The 16,228-nt window shown below is 60.0% G+C and carries 11 protein-coding genes and 4 tRNA genes; 11 read left to right on the top strand and 4 right to left on the bottom strand.

Going from position 1 to position 16,228, the window contains the following annotated elements; translation table 11 throughout:
- Positions 1-142: 142 nt before the first annotated feature.
- Entirely contained in the window at positions 143-1,339 is a 1,197-nt protein-coding gene (locus IB254_RS07040) for an amino acid aminotransferase (RefSeq protein ID WP_008028323.1), read from the bottom strand.
- 338 nt (positions 1,340-1,677) lie between these two features.
- Between IB254_RS07040 and uvrB the strand changes: the two genes are divergently transcribed.
- On the top strand, positions 1,678-3,693 hold the full coding sequence (gene uvrB / locus IB254_RS07035) for an excinuclease ABC subunit UvrB (RefSeq protein WP_192416863.1): 2,016 nt from the start codon (positions 1,678-1,680) through the stop codon (positions 3,691-3,693).
- 185 nt (positions 3,694-3,878) lie between these two features.
- Here uvrB and IB254_RS07030 read toward each other — a convergent pair whose 3' ends face one another.
- Both IB254_RS07030 and IB254_RS07025 read right to left on the bottom strand, forming a co-directional pair.
- Positions 3,879-5,321, bottom strand: coding sequence for an MDR family MFS transporter (locus IB254_RS07030; protein ID WP_192417004.1), 1,443 nt, complete (start codon positions 5,319-5,321; stop codon positions 3,879-3,881).
- A 49-nt stretch (positions 5,322-5,370) separates the two neighbouring features.
- Positions 5,371-6,420, bottom strand: a complete 1,050-nt coding sequence (locus IB254_RS07025; protein WP_192416862.1) for an HlyD family secretion protein — start codon at positions 6,418-6,420, stop codon at positions 5,371-5,373.
- A gap of 220 nt (positions 6,421-6,640) precedes the next feature.
- Here IB254_RS07025 and gltX point away from each other — a divergent pair, with 220 nt between their 5' ends.
- The 10 genes from gltX to IB254_RS06975 all read left to right on the top strand — a co-directional run bounded on the left by gltX (position 6,641) and on the right by IB254_RS06975 (position 12,693).
- Positions 6,641-8,122: a glutamate--tRNA ligase gene (gene gltX / locus IB254_RS07020; protein WP_008037650.1), complete on the top strand. Its 1,482-nt coding sequence runs from the start codon at positions 6,641-6,643 to the stop codon at positions 8,120-8,122.
- Between the two features lie 239 nt (positions 8,123-8,361).
- Positions 8,362-8,437, top strand: a tRNA-Ala gene (locus IB254_RS07015).
- Positions 8,438-8,516: 79 nt separating this feature from the next.
- Positions 8,517-8,592 (top strand) — tRNA-Glu (locus IB254_RS07010).
- A gap of 53 nt (positions 8,593-8,645) precedes the next feature.
- Positions 8,646-8,721 (top strand) — tRNA-Ala (locus tag IB254_RS07005).
- Between the two features lie 80 nt (positions 8,722-8,801).
- Positions 8,802-8,877 (top strand) — tRNA-Glu (locus IB254_RS07000).
- A gap of 183 nt (positions 8,878-9,060) precedes the next feature.
- The gene (locus tag IB254_RS06995) at positions 9,061-9,600 is read left to right on the top strand and encodes a TetR/AcrR family transcriptional regulator (protein ID WP_008037648.1); all 540 of its coding nucleotides are present in this window, start codon (positions 9,061-9,063) and stop codon (positions 9,598-9,600) included.
- 31 nt (positions 9,601-9,631) lie between these two features.
- A complete protein-coding gene (locus tag IB254_RS06990; protein WP_192416861.1) occupies positions 9,632-10,465 on the top strand; it encodes an alpha/beta fold hydrolase in 834 nt (277 codons plus the stop codon).
- A gap of 48 nt (positions 10,466-10,513) precedes the next feature.
- Positions 10,514-10,951, top strand: a complete 438-nt coding sequence (locus IB254_RS06985) for an acyl-CoA thioesterase (RefSeq protein ID WP_008037643.1) — start codon at positions 10,514-10,516, stop codon at positions 10,949-10,951.
- Positions 10,952-11,153: 202 nt separating this feature from the next.
- A complete protein-coding gene (locus tag IB254_RS06980) occupies positions 11,154-12,113 on the top strand; it encodes a tRNA dihydrouridine synthase (protein WP_192416860.1) in 960 nt (319 codons plus the stop codon).
- A gap of 133 nt (positions 12,114-12,246) precedes the next feature.
- Positions 12,247-12,693, top strand: coding sequence for an Hsp20 family protein (locus tag IB254_RS06975; RefSeq protein ID WP_192416859.1), 447 nt, complete (start codon positions 12,247-12,249; stop codon positions 12,691-12,693).
- 191 nt (positions 12,694-12,884) lie between these two features.
- Here the strand turns inward: IB254_RS06975 and IB254_RS06970 are convergent, their stop codons facing one another.
- Complete coding sequence (locus tag IB254_RS06970) at positions 12,885-16,163, bottom strand: PAS domain S-box protein (RefSeq protein WP_192416858.1); 3,279 nt, start codon at positions 16,161-16,163, stop codon at positions 12,885-12,887.
- Between the last annotated feature and the right edge of the window lie 65 nt (positions 16,164-16,228).

The raw sequence follows: 16,228 nt of genomic DNA, 5'->3' as shown, positions 1-16,228 counted from the left end.
ACCCACCGCTATCGCCAGCAAGCCGGCTCCTACAGGGTAGATGTGTGCAGTCTAGAGGGCTTGGTTGGCGGGTTGAGAATTATCTGCGGCCAATAAAAAACGGGAAGCCCAAGGGCTTCCCGTTTTCGTATCACCGTGCGACTCAGATCACCGCAACGATAGCCTTGGTCACCACGTCGATGTTGCTCTGGTTCAACGCCGCCACGCAGATGCGGCCGGTGTCCAGGGCGTAGATGCCGAACTCGCTGCGCAGACGGGTCACTTGCTCAACCGTCAGGCCGGAGTAGGAGAACATGCCGCGCTGACGACCGACAAAGCTGAAATCGCGCTGAGGAGCCTGTTTCGCCAGCAGGTCAACCATCTGGGTGCGCATGCCGCGAATCCGCAGGCGCATTTCGGCCAGTTCTTCTTCCCACTGGGCGCGCAGTTCCGGGCTGTTCAATACAGCGGCAACGATGCTCGCACCGTGGGTCGGCGGGTTGGAGTAGTTGGTGCGGATCACGCGCTTGACCTGCGACAGCACGCGCGCGCTTTCTTCTTTCGATTCGCTGACGATTGACAGGGCGCCAACGCGCTCACCGTACAGCGAGAACGATTTGGAGAACGAGCTGGAGACGAAGAAAGTCAGGCCCGACTCAGCGAACAGACGCACGGCTGCGGCGTCTTCGTCGATGCCATCGCCAAAGCCCTGGTAGGCCATGTCGAGGAAGGGCACGTGACCTTTGGCTTTCACCACCTCCAGAACGTTTTTCCAGTCCGCCGGGCTCAGGTCAACACCGGTCGGGTTGTGGCAGCAGGCGTGCAGGACAACGATCGAGCCGGACGGCAGGGCGTTCAGGTCTTCCAGCAGGCCGGTACGGTTAACGTCGTGGGTCGCGGCGTCGTAGTAACGATAGTTCTGCACCGGGAAACCAGCGGTTTCGAACAGCGCGCGGTGGTTTTCCCAGCTCGGGTCGCTGATCGCCACGACGGCGTTCGGCAGCAGTTGCTTGAGGAAGTCGGCACCGATTTTCAGCGCGCCAGTACCGCCAACGGCCTGAGTGGTGATGACGCGACCAGCAGCGATCAGCGGCGAGTCATTGCCAAACAGCAGTTTTTGCACGGCCTGGTCGTAGGCAGCGATGCCGTCGATCGGCAAGTAGCCACGGGAAGCGTGTTGAGCGACGCGAATCGTCTCGGCTTCGACAACGGCGCGCAGGAGTGGAATTCGCCCCTCCTCGTTGCAGTAAACACCGACCCCCAGGTTGACCTTGTTGGTACGGGTATCGGCGTTGAATGCTTCGTTGAGGCCCAGGATTGGATCGCGTGGTGCCATTTCGACAGCGGAGAACAGGCTCATTTTTGCGGCGGCTCTGAATGGAGTGTGGAGGGACGTGTCGCGCTCCAGCCGAATGCACTAGAGCGGTGCACAAACGGGGAGCTAGTATAGAGGTCATCCGCGATTGATGGCGACAGTCGATTCGGCTTTTACTGTAAGTTTTTCCGATTATTTTTCGACCGTTAGTCGATTGATCGCGTCAGAGGCTTCAAGGGATGTAGGACGTTTGCCTTGAAAGAGAGGGCAATCGACTCCACATTGAGCACAATCCAGTTTTTTCCTCGGGCGACGTCGGTCGTTTGCGGTCTTTCTCGTTCCTGTCCGGTTTGACCGCGTACGGGTGAACCCAGAGGTATTTCATGTCTGAATTCCAGCTAGTCACCCGCTTCGAGCCCGCCGGCGACCAGCCGGAAGCCATTCGCCTGATGGTCGAGGGCATCGAGGCCGGGCTGGCGCACCAGACGTTGCTCGGTGTGACCGGTTCGGGCAAGACGTTCAGCATCGCCAACGTTATCGCCCAGGTTCAGCGCCCGACGCTGGTGCTGGCGCCGAACAAGACCCTGGCCGCGCAGTTGTACGGCGAATTCAAGGCGTTTTTCCCGAACAACGCTGTCGAGTATTTCGTTTCCTACTACGACTACTACCAGCCTGAAGCGTATGTGCCGTCCTCGGACACCTTCATCGAGAAAGACGCCTCGATCAACGACCACATCGAGCAAATGCGACTCTCGGCGACCAAAGCGCTGCTGGAGCGCAAGGACGCGATCATCGTCACCACGGTGTCATGCATCTACGGTCTGGGCAGCCCGGAAACCTATTTGAAAATGGTGTTGCACGTGGATCGTGGCGACAAGCTCGATCAGCGCGCCTTGCTGCGTCGTCTCGCCGATCTGCAATACACCCGCAACGACATGGATTTCGCCCGTGCGACCTTCCGCGTGCGCGGTGATGTGATCGATATCCACCCGGCAGAATCCGATTTCGAAGCGATCCGCATCGAGCTGTTCGACGACGAAGTCGAGAGCCTGTCGGCCTTCGATCCGCTGACGGGCGAGGTGATTCGCAAACTGCCGCGTTTCACCTTCTACCCGAAAAGCCACTACGTGACGCCGCGAGAAACCCTGCTCGACGCCATCGAGGGGATCAAGGTCGAGTTGCAGGAGCGCCTGGAATACCTGCGCTCCAACAACAAACTGGTGGAAGCGCAGCGCCTCGAACAACGTACCCGTTTCGACCTGGAGATGATCCTCGAGCTGGGTTATTGCAACGGCATCGAAAACTATTCCCGCTACCTCTCGGGTCGCGATCCAGGACAAGCGCCGCCGACCTTGTTCGATTACTTGCCGGCCGACGCCTTGCTGGTGATCGACGAATCCCACGTCAGCGTGCCGCAAGTCGGCGCCATGTATAAGGGCGACCGCTCACGTAAGGAAACGCTGGTGGAGTACGGTTTCCGACTGCCTTCGGCGCTGGACAACCGGCCAATGCGCTTTGACGAGTTCGAAGGCATCAGCCCGCAAACGATTTTTGTCTCGGCCACGCCGGGCAACTACGAGGCGGAACACGCCGGGCGTGTCATTGATATGGTGGTGCGTCCGACCGGGCTGGTGGACCCGCAAATCGAAATCCGTCCGGCGTTGACCCAGGTCGACGATCTGCTTTCGGAAATCAGCAAACGCGTTGCACTGGATGAGCGGGTATTGGTCACGACGCTGACCAAGCGCATGGCCGAAGACTTGACCGATTACCTGGCCGACCATGGCGTGCGCGTACGTTATCTGCACTCGGACATCGACACCGTGGAGCGCGTGGAAATCATCCGCGATTTGCGCCTCGGCACCTTCGATGTGCTGGTAGGGATCAACCTGTTGCGTGAAGGCCTGGACATGCCGGAAGTGTCCTTGGTGGCGATTCTCGATGCGGACAAGGAAGGCTTCCTGCGTTCCGAGCGCTCGCTGATCCAGACCATCGGTCGTGCGGCGCGTAACCTCAACGGTCGGGCGATTCTGTATGCGGATCGCATCACCGGTTCCATGGAGCGGGCGATCGGTGAAACCGAGCGTCGTCGCGACAAGCAGATCGCCTTCAACCTGGCCAACGGCATTACGCCGAAGGGTGTGTTCAAGGACGTCGCCGACATCATGGAAGGCGCCACCGTGCCGGGTTCGCGCAGCAAGAAGCGCAAAGGCATGGCCAAGGCTGCCGAGGAAAACGCCAAGTACGAAGCGGAATTGCGTTCGCCGGGAGAAGTCGCCAAGCGGATCAAGGCGCTGGAGGAGAAGATGTACCAACTGGCCCGCGACCTGGAATTCGAAGCGGCGGCGCAGATGCGCGACGAGATTGCCAAGCTGCGGGAGCGGTTGATTACTGTCTGAGTTTTGCAGTGCCCTTACTGGCCTCATCGCCGGCAAGCCGGTCTCGCTCCCACAGTTATTTGAGGGTGTTCACATAATTTGTGCTCGTCCACAAACCCTGTGGGAGCGAGCCTGCTCGCGATTGGGGCAACACCAATTTAATGTGCTTCGCCAGCCTTCAACCCCGCCGGCAACTGCTTGGTCAACTACACCGCAATCATGCTGATCCCCAGCGCAATCCCGACAAAGTGAAACGCATCGTTGTAAGCCATGATCGACGCCTGTTGATGGGCAATTTCACTGAGCTTGCCCAGCGCCGCCGCTTCACTGCCTAACCGGTCCGTCAGCGACGCCATGCGCTCGGCGACCTGCGGGTTGCTCGGCACAATCGATTCACGCAAATAATCAAAGTAGGTCTTGGTTCGCGCATCCAGCAACGTGGCGAGGAGGGCGATGCCAATGGCGCCGCCGAGGTTGCGCAGGATGTTGAACAGGCTCGACGCCGAACCCGCGTCCTGCGGCAGGATATACGCGGTGGCGATCAGCGAGATGGTCACCATGATCAGAGGCTGGCCGAGTGCGCGGATGATCTGGATCTGGTTGAACTGCGGCCCGGCGAAATCCGGGTTCAGCACCCCCGAGGAAAAACTCGCCAGGCCGAACAAGCCGAAGCCCAGGGTGCACAGCCATTTCGGCGAGATGACCTTCATCAGCTTCGGCACCAGCGGAATCAGGAACAGCTGCGGCACGCCCATCCACATGATCACTTCGCCGATCTGCAGGGCGTTGTAGTTCTGGATCTGCGCCAGGTACAGCGGCAACAGAAAGATCGAACCGTACAACCCGACGCCCATTCCCAGGCTGGAAATACTCGATAAGCCGAAGTTGCGATTGCCCAGGATCCCGAGGTTGATCAGCGGATTGGGTTTGGAAAACTGCACAATCACAAAGGTGATCAGGCTGATCAGCGCGATACTGCCCAGGGTCACGATCAGGTTTGATTCCAGCCAGTCCTTGCGATGGCCTTCCTCCAGAAAAACCTGCAGGCAGCCGAGGCCGATACCGAGCGTAAGAATCCCCATGTAGTCGGTGCTTTTCAGCAGTTCCCAGTGCGCTACTTTTTTCTCCAGGCCATACATCAGACCGGCGATCATGATCAGGCCCGGCGGGATGTTGATGTAGAAGATGTATTCCCAGCCCCAGTTTTCCGTCAGCCAGCCGCCGAGCGTCGGGCCGATGGAGGGCGCGAACGTTGCGGTCATGGCGAACATGGCCATGCCTTTGGCGCGATGGTGTTCGGGAAGCTTGATCAGCGTCAGGGTGAACGCCAGCGGGATCAGCGCGCCGCCGGTGAAGCCTTGCAGCGCGCGGAAAATGATCATGCTTTCCAGGCTCCACGCCATCGAGCAGAGCAGGGACGAGGCAAGAAATCCAAGCGAAACCCACACCGCCAGACGGCGTGCGGACAGCAGCTGCACCAGCCACGCTGTGAGCGGAATCATGATGATTTCCGCGACCAGGTACGACGTGGAAATCCATGAGCCTTCTTCCAGCGTCGCCGACAGCGCGCCTTGAATGTCCTTGAGCGACGAGTTGGTGATCTGGATATCGAGTACCGCCATGAAGGCGCCGAGCATCACGCTCATCACGGCGATCCAGTCCCGCCGGGTCGGTTCGCCGGCCGGGCGGATCAGTTGATCACCGGCCATCGTCAGGGGTGTCTTTGATGTTCACTTTGGCGGTGACCGACATGCCCGGACGAATCTTGCCGTGCAGAGGGTTGTCCGCGGCGAAGGTCAGTTTTACCGGAATCCGTTGTACGACTTTGGTGAAATTGCCCGTGGCATTGTCCGGCGGCAACAGGCTGAACTGTGCGCCCGAGGCAGCAAACAGACTGTCGACCCGCGCTTCGATTGGCGTGTCGCCGTAGGCGTCGAAGGTCAGTTCGGCTTTCTGGCCGGGCTGCATGTGGCCGATCTGGGTTTCCTTGAAGTTGGCCTGAATCCAGATGTCCTGATCCGGGACGATCGACAGCAAATAAGCGCCGGCCTGCACATATTGGCCTTCGCGGGCGGCGCGCTGGCCGATCATGCCGCTGATGGGCGCGTGGATTTCGCTGCGGGTCAGGTTCAATTCAGCCTGGGCCAGATCGGTCTTGGCGTTGGCGATCATCGCGTCGAGGCGCTTGATCTCGGCGCTGAGGGAGTTGACTTGCTGGCGCTGACTTTGTGCGTCTGCCTGGGCCTTGGTCACCTGCGAGCGGGCGATGTGGGTATCGGCGGAAAGGGTGGTCACGCGCTCTTCCGATACGTAGCCGGGTTTGCGCAGGGTTTGCGCGCGGGACAAGTCAATCTGCGAGCGGCCGAGGCTGGCCTGGCTGGATGCGACTTGCGCTTCGCTGGAGGCGATCAGGCTGGCTTGCTGCGTCAGTTTGCTCTGGGCTTGCAGGCGTTCGGCCTGGCGGGTGGCGAGGGCGGCGTTGGCGCGATCGACAGCGAGGTGGAAGTCATCGCCTTCGAGCTTGATCAGCAACTGGCCCTTTTCGACGTGCTGGTTGTCCTGCACCAGCACCTGATCGATGCGAGCGCCCAACTGGCTCGACACACGGGTGATCTCGCCCTGGACATAGGCGTTATCGGTGCTTTCATAAAACCGTCCCTTGAAGAACCACTGGGCAAACAAGGCCCCGGCAATCAACAGGACGATCAGCAGGAAAAAAGACAGGCGACGCTTGAGTTGGGCAGGCATGGGGCAAACTGTAGTCGAGAAATTGTAAGGAAAGTTATCAGCAGGCGAATTTGGCATACAGTCGATAGTGGGTAAATGCCATCGGCTGATAATCCACCATTCATCCCGGCCCAGGCCCGTTGTAGACGCAAACTTGGCTTAAATGCCCTGCTCACTGGAGCCGGGCGGGCAACGCCTGTTACCATTCGCCCTTTGTTTTATCTTCATTTCGAGACTTGCCATGACCACCGTCCGCACGCGCATCGCGCCATCGCCTACCGGGGACCCCCACGTAGGTACCGCTTACATCGCTTTGTTCAACTACTGCTTTGCCAAGCAGCACGGCGGTGAGTTCATCCTGCGGATCGAAGACACCGATCAATTGCGTTCGACCCGCGAGTCCGAACAGCAGATTTTCGACGCCCTGCGCTGGTTGGGCATCGACTGGAGCGAAGGCCCGGACGTCGGCGGCCCGCACGGTCCTTACCGTCAAAGCGAGCGCGGCGACATCTATCAGAAGTATTGCCAGCAATTGGTCGAGATGGGCCATGCCTTCCCGTGCTTCTGCACCGCTGAAGAGCTGGACCAGATGCGCGCCGAGCAAATGGCTCGCGGCGAAACCCCGCGCTACGACGGTCGTGCGCTGCTGCTGTCCAAGGAAGAAGTTGCACGTCGCCTGGCCGCTGGCGAACCGCACGTGATCCGCATGAAAGTGCCGAGCGAAGGCGTGTGCGTGGTGCCGGACATGCTGCGTGGCGACGTCGAGATCCCGTGGGATCGCATGGACATGCAAGTCCTGATGAAGACCGACGGCCTGCCCACGTACTTCCTGGCCAACGTGGTCGATGACCACCTGATGGGCATCACCCACGTGCTGCGTGGCGAAGAATGGCTGCCTTCGGCGCCGAAACTGATTCTTCTGTACGAATACTTCGGCTGGGAACAACCGGAGCTGTGCTACATGCCGCTGCTGCGTAACCCGGACAAGAGCAAGCTGTCCAAGCGCAAGAACCCGACCTCGGTGACGTTCTACGAGCGCATGGGCTTCATGCCGGAAGCGATGCTCAACTACCTGGGGCGCATGGGCTGGTCGATGCCGGATGAGCGCGAGAAGTTCTCGCTGCAGGAAATGGTCGACAACTTCGACCTGAGCCGCGTCTCCCTCGGCGGGCCGATTTTCGACATCGAGAAACTGTCGTGGCTCAACGGCCAGTGGCTGCGGGACCTGCCAGTGGAAGAGTTCGCCAGCCGCTTGCAGACTTGGGCGCTGAACCCCGAGTACATGATGAAGATCGCGCCGCACGTGCAGGGCCGCGTTGAAACCTTCAGCCAGGTCGCACCGCTGGCCGGGTTCTTCTTTGCCGGTGGCGTGAACCCGGATGCCAAGCTGTTTGAATCGAAAAAGCTGTCGGGTGATCAGGTTCGTCAGTTGATGCAGTTGATTCTGTGGAAGCTGGAAAGCCTGCGTCAGTGGGAGAAGGACAGCATCACCGCGACCATTCAAGCGGTGGTCGAGTCCCTGGAATTGAAGCTGCGTGACGCCATGCCGCTGATGTTCGCTGCGATCACTGGTCAGGCGAGTTCGGTGTCGGTGCTGGATGCGATGGAAATCCTCGGCCCGGACCTGACGCGTTTCCGTCTGCGCCAGGCCATCGACTTGCTCGGTGGCGTGTCGAAGAAGGAAAACAAGGAGTGGGAAAAACTCCTGGGCAACATCGCCTGATCACCACGGTCCTGTAGGAGCGTTGCTTGCTCGCGAAGAACGATGACGCGGTGTAACAGACACACCGCAGCGTCCCGTTCGCCGGCAAGCCTGGCTCCTACAGATCCACGTATACCCCGGATTTACGGGGGGAGGGCGGTAAGTGATTGTTATGTCGGCAAAAAACTTTGAAAATTGTTAAAAATAAATTTGACACGTTTCCGAAGCGCCATTAAGATTCGCCCCGTCCTCAGCGATGAGGGGCTATAGCTCAGCTGGGAGAGCGCTTGCATGGCATGCAAGAGGTCGACGGTTCGATCCCGTCTAGCTCCACCAATTTACACTTCAAGGTCTGGCCACACCGGCCTTGAAGCGATCAACACTCAGCGTTGATCTGTTGTATAGAAGGGTTTGCGTCCCCTTCGTCTAGTGGCCTAGGACACCGCCCTTTCACGGCGGTAACAGGGGTTCGAGTCCCCTAGGGGACGCCAGTTTTACAGAAGCGATGTCGCAAGATGCCGCTCCGCCGCGAGGCGAAAAATCCGGGGCTATAGCTCAGCTGGGAGAGCGCTTGCATGGCATGCAAGAGGTCGACGGTTCGATCCCGTCTAGCTCCACCAATTTTACAGTTCAAGGTCTGGCCACACCGGCCTTGAATCGATCAGCTCTCAGCACTGATCAGTTGTATAGAAGGTTTTGCGTCCCCTTCGTCTAGTGGCCTAGGACACCGCCCTTTCACGGCGGTAACAGGGGTTCGAGTCCCCTAGGGGACGCCACGATTACCCGCTCTGCGGGATTTTATAAGGGTCATTCAATTATTGAATGGCCCTTTTGTTTGTCTGGCGTTTGGCCAAATCCCCCATTTCTCTCAAACTGTTCTTCAGACCAGCGGTCACATCTACGACTTGCGGAAAATTATTATGAGAATAATATTCTAGTCGTAATATTCGGAGGCAACGATGAACGATAAAAAAGCTCAAACCCGCGAACGCATTCTCAAGGCCGCCAGCGCAGCGCTGATTCAGCGTGGCCCGGCCGAACCGAGCGTGGGCGAAGTGATGGGCGCAGCCGGCCTGACGGTTGGCGGCTTCTATGCGCACTTCGAAAGCAAGGACGCGATGATGCTGGAAGCGTTCAAGCAACTGCTCGGTCACCGCCGTAGCTTGATCGCCGACATGGACGCCGAGTTGACCGGTGAAGAGCGTCGCGCGTTGGTGGCGGCGTTTTACCTGTCACGCAAACACCGGGATTCCTCTGAATCCGCGTGCCCGATCCCGGCCTCCGTCGGCGAGCTGGGACGCCTGCCGGACGCATTTCGGGTGGCGTTGAATGAACACGTGGAAATGATGGTCGCGCAGTTGGCGGCCAGCCCGGAAGACACCGACAAAGCCCTGGCCGACATGGCCTTGATGGTCGGTGGATTGGCTCTGGCGCGGGCGCTGGGGCCGGGAGAGTTGTCTGATCGATTGCTGCGTGCCGCCAAGTCGGCGGTGCAATGACCTGAAGGTAATGGCCTGAGGAGTGAGAGCGATGAGCACGTTAAAGTGGGTTCGTGGCGTTAATGGCACCTTGGGCTGGTTTGCACCGAAACTGGTCGCGAGCAAAATGCGACTGGCGTTCATGACGCCGCGGGATCTGCCGCCGCGTGATTGGGAGTTGCCGTTATTGGCGAGATCCGAGCGCATCACGCTCCGTTTCGGCCTCTCGGCATTGCGCTGGGGGCAAGGCCCGGCGGTATTGCTGATGCACGGTTGGGAAGGTCGGCCAACGCAGTTTGCCAGTCTGATCACTGCGCTGGTTGAGGCCGGGTACACCGTAGTCGCCCTGGACGGTCCGGCTCACGGTCGCTCGCCGGGCAACGAAGCCAACGTCGTGCTGTTCGCCCGGGCCATGCTTGAGGCCGCTGCCGAGTTGCCGCCGCTGCAAGCGGTCATCGGTCACTCGATGGGCGGTGCCAGCGCCATGCTCGCCGTTCAGTTGGGCCTGCGTACCGAAACCCTGGTGACCATCGGCGCTCCGGCGCGGATTCTAGGGGTTCTGCGCGGTTTCGCCCGCTACGTGCGGCTACCGCCAAAAGCCCGTTCGGCGTTCATTCGCCAAGTCGAAAAAGACGTCGGCATGCGCGCGGCTGCATTGGATGTCTCGCGCTATCAGCTCGACATGCCTGGCCTGATCGTTCATGCCGAAGACGACAACTTCGTCCCGGTCAAGGAATCCCAGCTGATCCACGAGGCCTGGTTCGACAGTCGCTTGCTGCGGCTGGAGGAGGGCGGTCATCAACGGGTGCTTGCCGACCCGCGGGTGATTGATGGCGTGTTATCACTGCTGACCGGTCGCAGCCTGCAATCGCGCCAATCGGCCTGAGCATCCGTTACACTGCCCCGGTCGACATCATCTGATCGGGAGTGGGGCATGGGCTGGGATCGGGCAACGCCATTTATCATTGATCTTGCGGTGGACGCCGAGGACATCGACGGGTTGGGTCACGCGAATAACGCGGTGTACGTGACCTGGCTCGAACGCTGCGCCTGGCGCCACTCGCAGCGGCTCGGCCTCGATCTGGTCGAGTACCGGCGGCTGGATCGGGCGATGGCGGTGGTGCGGCACGAGATCGATTACCTGGCGGCGGCCTATGAGGGCGATGAGTTGCAATTGGCGACCTGGATCGTCGATTGGGACCAGCGCCTGAAAATGACTCGACACTTCCAGCTCAAGCGCCCGAGCGACAACACCACGTTACTGCGCGCGCAAACCACGTTTGTCTGCATTGAGCTGTCCACGGGCAAACCCAAGCGCATGCCGGCGGAGTTCATCGAAGGTTACGGCCCGGCGTTGCAAGTCGCGATTTGAGTGTCTTTGCGGGCCTCTTCGCGGGCAAGTCGGATCGCCGCACCGCACGCTCCTACAGGGTTTTGCTTCATTCGCCCATCATGCGAACGATACAAAACCTGTAGGAGCGAGGCTTGCCCGCGAAAGCGTCCGGTCTGACGAAATACCTTCTAACCGCCGAAACCAGTAAACTGCCGCACGTTTTTCGTCGAGTGTGTTTTTCATGCAAATTGCTTTGGCGCCCATGGAGGGGTTGGTCGACAACATCCTGCGGGACGTGCTGACCCGTGTGGGCGGTATCGATTGGTGCGTGACCGAGTTCATCCGGATCAACGACCAACTGCTCACCCCTGCCTATTTCCACAAGTTCGGTCCTGAACTGCTGACGGATGCGCGCACCGCTTCCGGCGTGCCATTGCGCGTGCAGCTGTTGGGTTCCGATCCGGTGTGCCTGGCGGAAAACGCCGCGCTGGCCTGTGAGCTGGGTTCCGAAGTCATCGACCTGAACTTCGGCTGCCCGGCCAAGACCGTGAATAAGTCCCGTGGCGGCGCGGTACTGCTCAAAGAGCCCGAGCTGCTGAACCAGATCGTCGAGCATGTCCGTCGCGCCGTTCCGGCGCACATTCCGGTCACCGCGAAAATGCGTCTCGGCTTCGACAGCCCTGACGGTTCGCTGGTCTGCGCCACGGCCCTGGCCGAAGGCGGCGCGGAGCACATCGTGGTGCATGCGCGGACCAAGATGGACGGCTACAAGCCACCGGCGCATTGGGAGTGGATCCCTCGCGTGCAGGAAGTGGTCAAGGTGCCGGTATTCGCCAACGGTGATATCTGGAGCGTCGAAGACTGGCGCCGCTGCCGCGAAATCAGCGGCGTGGAGGACATCATGCTCGGTCGCGGGCTGGTGTCGCGTCCGGACCTGGCCCGGCAGATCGCCGCCGCCCGTGCCGGTGAAGAGGTGGTCGAGATGACCTGGGCCGAGCTGCTGCCGTTGATTCAGGACTTCTGGCTGCAAGCCAAAGCCCAGATGACACCACGCCAATCGCCCGGTCGCCTGAAGCAGTGGCTGGCGATGCTGACGCGCAATTATCCCGAAGCGGTTGAGCTGTTCACCCTGCTTCGCCGTGAAACCGAACTGGATCAGGTTTCGCGTTTGCTGGGGTTACAGGTGCTGGAAGCGGCCTAAAACCTCTTTCAAAAAAAACAGAAAATAATCTCTTGAAAAGCAATCGGCGGTCCTTATTTAAGGATTACGCGATGCCGAATTCGGGTCGCGGAGACAAAAAAACTTGCTGATATTTTTTCAGGAGATTTGAATCATGAGCACTGCATTTTCCATGGCACCACTGTTCCGTTCCTCGGTTGGTTTCGATCGTTTCAATGACCTTTTCGAAACCGCACTGCGCAACGAGCCAGGCAGCACTTATCCACCTTACAACGTTGAAAAACACGGTGACGACCAATATCGCATCGTCGTAGCGGCCGCCGGTTTCCAGGAAGAAGACCTGGACCTGCAAGTCGAGAAAGGTGTGCTGACCATCAGTGGCGGCAAACGTGACGCGAACGAAGACGTCACTTATCTGTACCAGGGCATCGCACAGCGGGCCTTTAAACTGTCCTTCCGCCTGGCGGACCATATTGAAATCAAGGCCGCCGACCTGAGCAACGGTCTGTTGAGCATCGACCTGCTGCGCGTCATTCCGGAAGAGGCGAAAGCCAAACGCATCCCAATCAACGGGACGCAAAAACCCGCTCTGCAGCACTAAGGCGGGGCAATTGAAAAGGGCGCCAATGGCGCCCTTTTTTGTGCCCGCTATCTATAGGAGCGAGCCGGCTCCGGGCGGCGTTCCGACGATGGACTTCTGGGCGACGCGTTTATCCAGGCAGTACGCGTCATCGTTGACGACCATCGTCGGAACGCCGCCCGGAGCCGGCTCGCTCCTACAGGAAGTGCGGGTTATTTCAGAAGTTTCTGGAATTCCTCCACCGGCAGCGGCTGGCTGTGCAGATAGCCCTGATAAAAATGGCAGCCCAGCCCCTGCAAAAACTCCAACTGCTCCGGCGTCTCCACCCCTTCGGCAATCACTTTCAACTCCAGGCTGCGGGCCATGGCGACGATGGCGCGGATGATCTCGGCGTCGTTCGGGTCGGTAGTCGCGTCGCGAATGAACGACTGGTCGATTTTCAGGGTGTCGACCGGCAATCGCTTGAGGTAAGTCAGCGAGGAATAACCGGTGCCAAAGTCGTCCATGGCGAAACTGATGCCGAGTTTTTTCAGACGGCGCATTTTGCTGATGGTGTCTTCCAGATTCTGGATGACGATGCCTTCGGTGATCTCCAGTTTCAGCAGCGAGCAGGGCAGGCCGTGGGTGGCGAGGCTGAGCTCGATGCGCTCGACGAAGTCGTTCTGGCGGAATTGTCGTGGGCTGATGTTCACGCACAGGCTGAAGTCGAGCGGGTCGATCAGGCCCTTGGCGATCAGCTGTTTAAAGGCATCGCAGGCTTCGTCGACGATCCAGGTGCCGACTTCCAGAATCAGTCCGCTGTCTTCCAGGACCTTGATGAATTCAGTCGGCGATTGCGCGCCCAATTCCGGATGGTTCCAGCGCACCAGCGCTTCGGCGCCGACGATGCGATTGTCGCGCGCGTCCACCTGAGGCTGGTAATGCACGTCGAATTCGCCCCGGGAAAGGGCCAGGCGCAGGTCGGTTTCCATGCGCAGGCGTTCACTGGCGGCCTTCTGCATGGTGTTGTGATACATCTGGGTGGTGTTGCGTCCCGAATCCTTGGCCCGATACAGCGCGATGTCGGCGCGTTTGAGCAGGTCGGTCGGGGTCGAACCATGATCGGGAATCAGTGCGATACCGATACTCGGTGTCACTTGCAGGCGCTGGCCGTCGAGGAACATCGGTTCCGACAACAGTTCGCGCAAGGTGTCCGCCAGCTCGCGGACCTGCTCGCTGACTTCATTGCGCGAACCTTCCAGGCCGCTGAGCAGCACCACGAATTCGTCACCGCCCAGGCGTGCCACGGTGTCTTCCATGCGCACGCTGGCTTCGAGGCGCGCAGTGATGATCTTCAGCACCGTGTCGCCCACCGGGTGGCCGAGCGAATCGTTGATGTGCTTGAAGTGGTCGAGGTCCAGAAACATCAGGGCGCCGCGCAGGTTGTGGCGTTTGAGCAGGGCGATCTGCTGGCTCAGGCGATCCATCAACAGCGCGCGGTTGGGCAGGTTGGTCAGCGGGTCGTGGTAGGCCAGGTGGCGGATCTGTGCTTCGGCGTTTTTCAGCAGGCTGACGTCCCGCGCGGTCAGCAGCAGGCACGCGGTTTCATTGAGGGTGATCGGTTCCACCGAGACTTCGACGGTCAGCAAATCGCCGCGCTTGTTGCGGCCGAGCATTTCCTGGTGATGCACCCGGCCCTTGATCTGCAGCTCGGCGAGCAGTGCCGAGCGTTGTTTCTCTTCGGCCCAGATGCCGACCTGGTACACCGTGCGGCCGACAACTTCATCGGCGCGGTAGCCGGTCAGGCGGCAGAAACCGTCGTTGACCTCCAGATAGCGCCCGGTGTCGCGTTCGGTGATGGTGATGGCGTCGGGGCTGGAGTGGAAAGCTTTGGCGAACTTCTCTTCACTGGCCTTGAGCGCCGCTTCCGAGCGTTGTTGCTGGGTGATATCGCGCAAGGTCGTGACGATGCAAGGCTGTTCGCCGACGCTGATCTGGCGGCTGGAAATCACGCAGGTCAGCGACTGGCCGTCCTTGTGCTGGACGATGATGGCGACGTTGTTCAGGCCCTGTTCGCGGATGACTTGTTCGATCCGGCGCAGGCTTTTCGCCGAGGCGTCCCACAGGCCGATTTCGTCGGCGCTGCGACCAATCACCTCGGCGGTACTCCAGCCGAAGGTCTGGGTGAAACTGGAGTTGATCTCGATGAACTGGCCGGTGTCCTGATGCGTAACGCAGATCGGGTCCGGACTGACCTGGAACAGGGTGGCAAATTTCTCTTCGGAGGCGACCAGCTTCTGTTCGCGTTCGACCTGATCGGTAATGTCCAGCAAGGTCCCCGCCATGCGTAGCGGTGCGCCGTTTTCATCGCGGTAGAGGCGGGCGCGGCTTTCCAGGTAACGCGAAGTGCCGTCCTCCAGTTGTACGCGGTAGGTCAACTGATAGTTGCCGGCCGGACCTTCGCGCAGGCTGCGATAGGCGTCGCGCATGCTGTCGCGCTCCTCGCCGGGCACGCCTTCGAAAAACTCGTCGAAGGATTCATGGAACGGTATGGGGTCCAGTCCGTGCAACTGCGCGGCGCGGGCCGAGCCATACAACATGCCGCTGGGAATGTGCCAGTCCCAGGTGCCGAGTTGCGCCGAGTCCAGCGCCAGATCGAGGCGTTCCTGGCTGTCTTTCAAGGCGAGTTCGGCAGCCTTGCGTTCGGTGGTGTCGAGAAAGGTGCTTAGCAGGTAGGGTTGGCCCTCGAGCTCGACCTTTTGCGCGCTGAGAATACCGTCGTGGACCTGGCCATTACTGGCGCGGAACTGCACCTCCATGCTGACCAGCTCACCTTTGGCCTTGGTCGCCTTGACCAGTTTCTCCCGTTGCTCCGGGTGCACCCAAAGGCCCAGTTCCAGCGTGGTGCGGCCAATCGCGTTTTGCACCGGCCAGCCGAACAGGCTTTCGAAATACTGGTTGGCTTCGGTGATCAGCCCGTCTTCCTGGCGAGTCAGCAGCACCATGTTCGGGCACAGGTGAAACAGCGTCGCGAAGCGTTTTTCCGAGCTGCTCAGCGCCTGTTCGCGCTGGCGCTGGTGGGTGATCTCGCGGATCACCCCGATCATGCGTGGTCGCCCGTGTTTATCCGGCAGCAGGCTGCCGTTGATCTCCAGCCAGTGCAGGCTGCCATCGGGCCAGCGGATGCGGTGATGCATCGCCTGTTCCAGCGGCGCGCCGGCGATCACCGCGTGGAAGGCACGGAGGGTTTTCGCTCGATCCTCCGGGGGCAACAGGTCGAGGTATTCCAGATCCGCCGGCAACGGTTGCCGGGGGTCGAAGCCGAACAGTGCCTGCGTACCCCGCGACCAACTGATCTGCCCGCGTTCGATGTCCCAATACCAGGCGCCCAAACGTGCGCCGTTGAGGGCGGCCAGCAGCTGCGGCGCACTCTCCCAGCTCTGCTCGGATCGTTTCGGGTCAAGCGCCTGAATACGTGGCATCGGCGGAATACGGTCAACAGATTTCGGCATTGGCAGGCCTTGGGCTGAATGGGGCGTTAGGCGCAGGTATTTGAGGCTCTATAGGAGTAGCACAA

Source organism: Pseudomonas sp. PDM03, assembly GCF_014852385.1.
Lineage (GTDB): Bacteria > Pseudomonadota > Gammaproteobacteria > Pseudomonadales > Pseudomonadaceae > Aquipseudomonas > Aquipseudomonas migulae.
The sequence above is the reverse complement of the archived record's forward strand: the minus strand, read 5'-3'. Positions and strand labels throughout refer to the sequence as shown.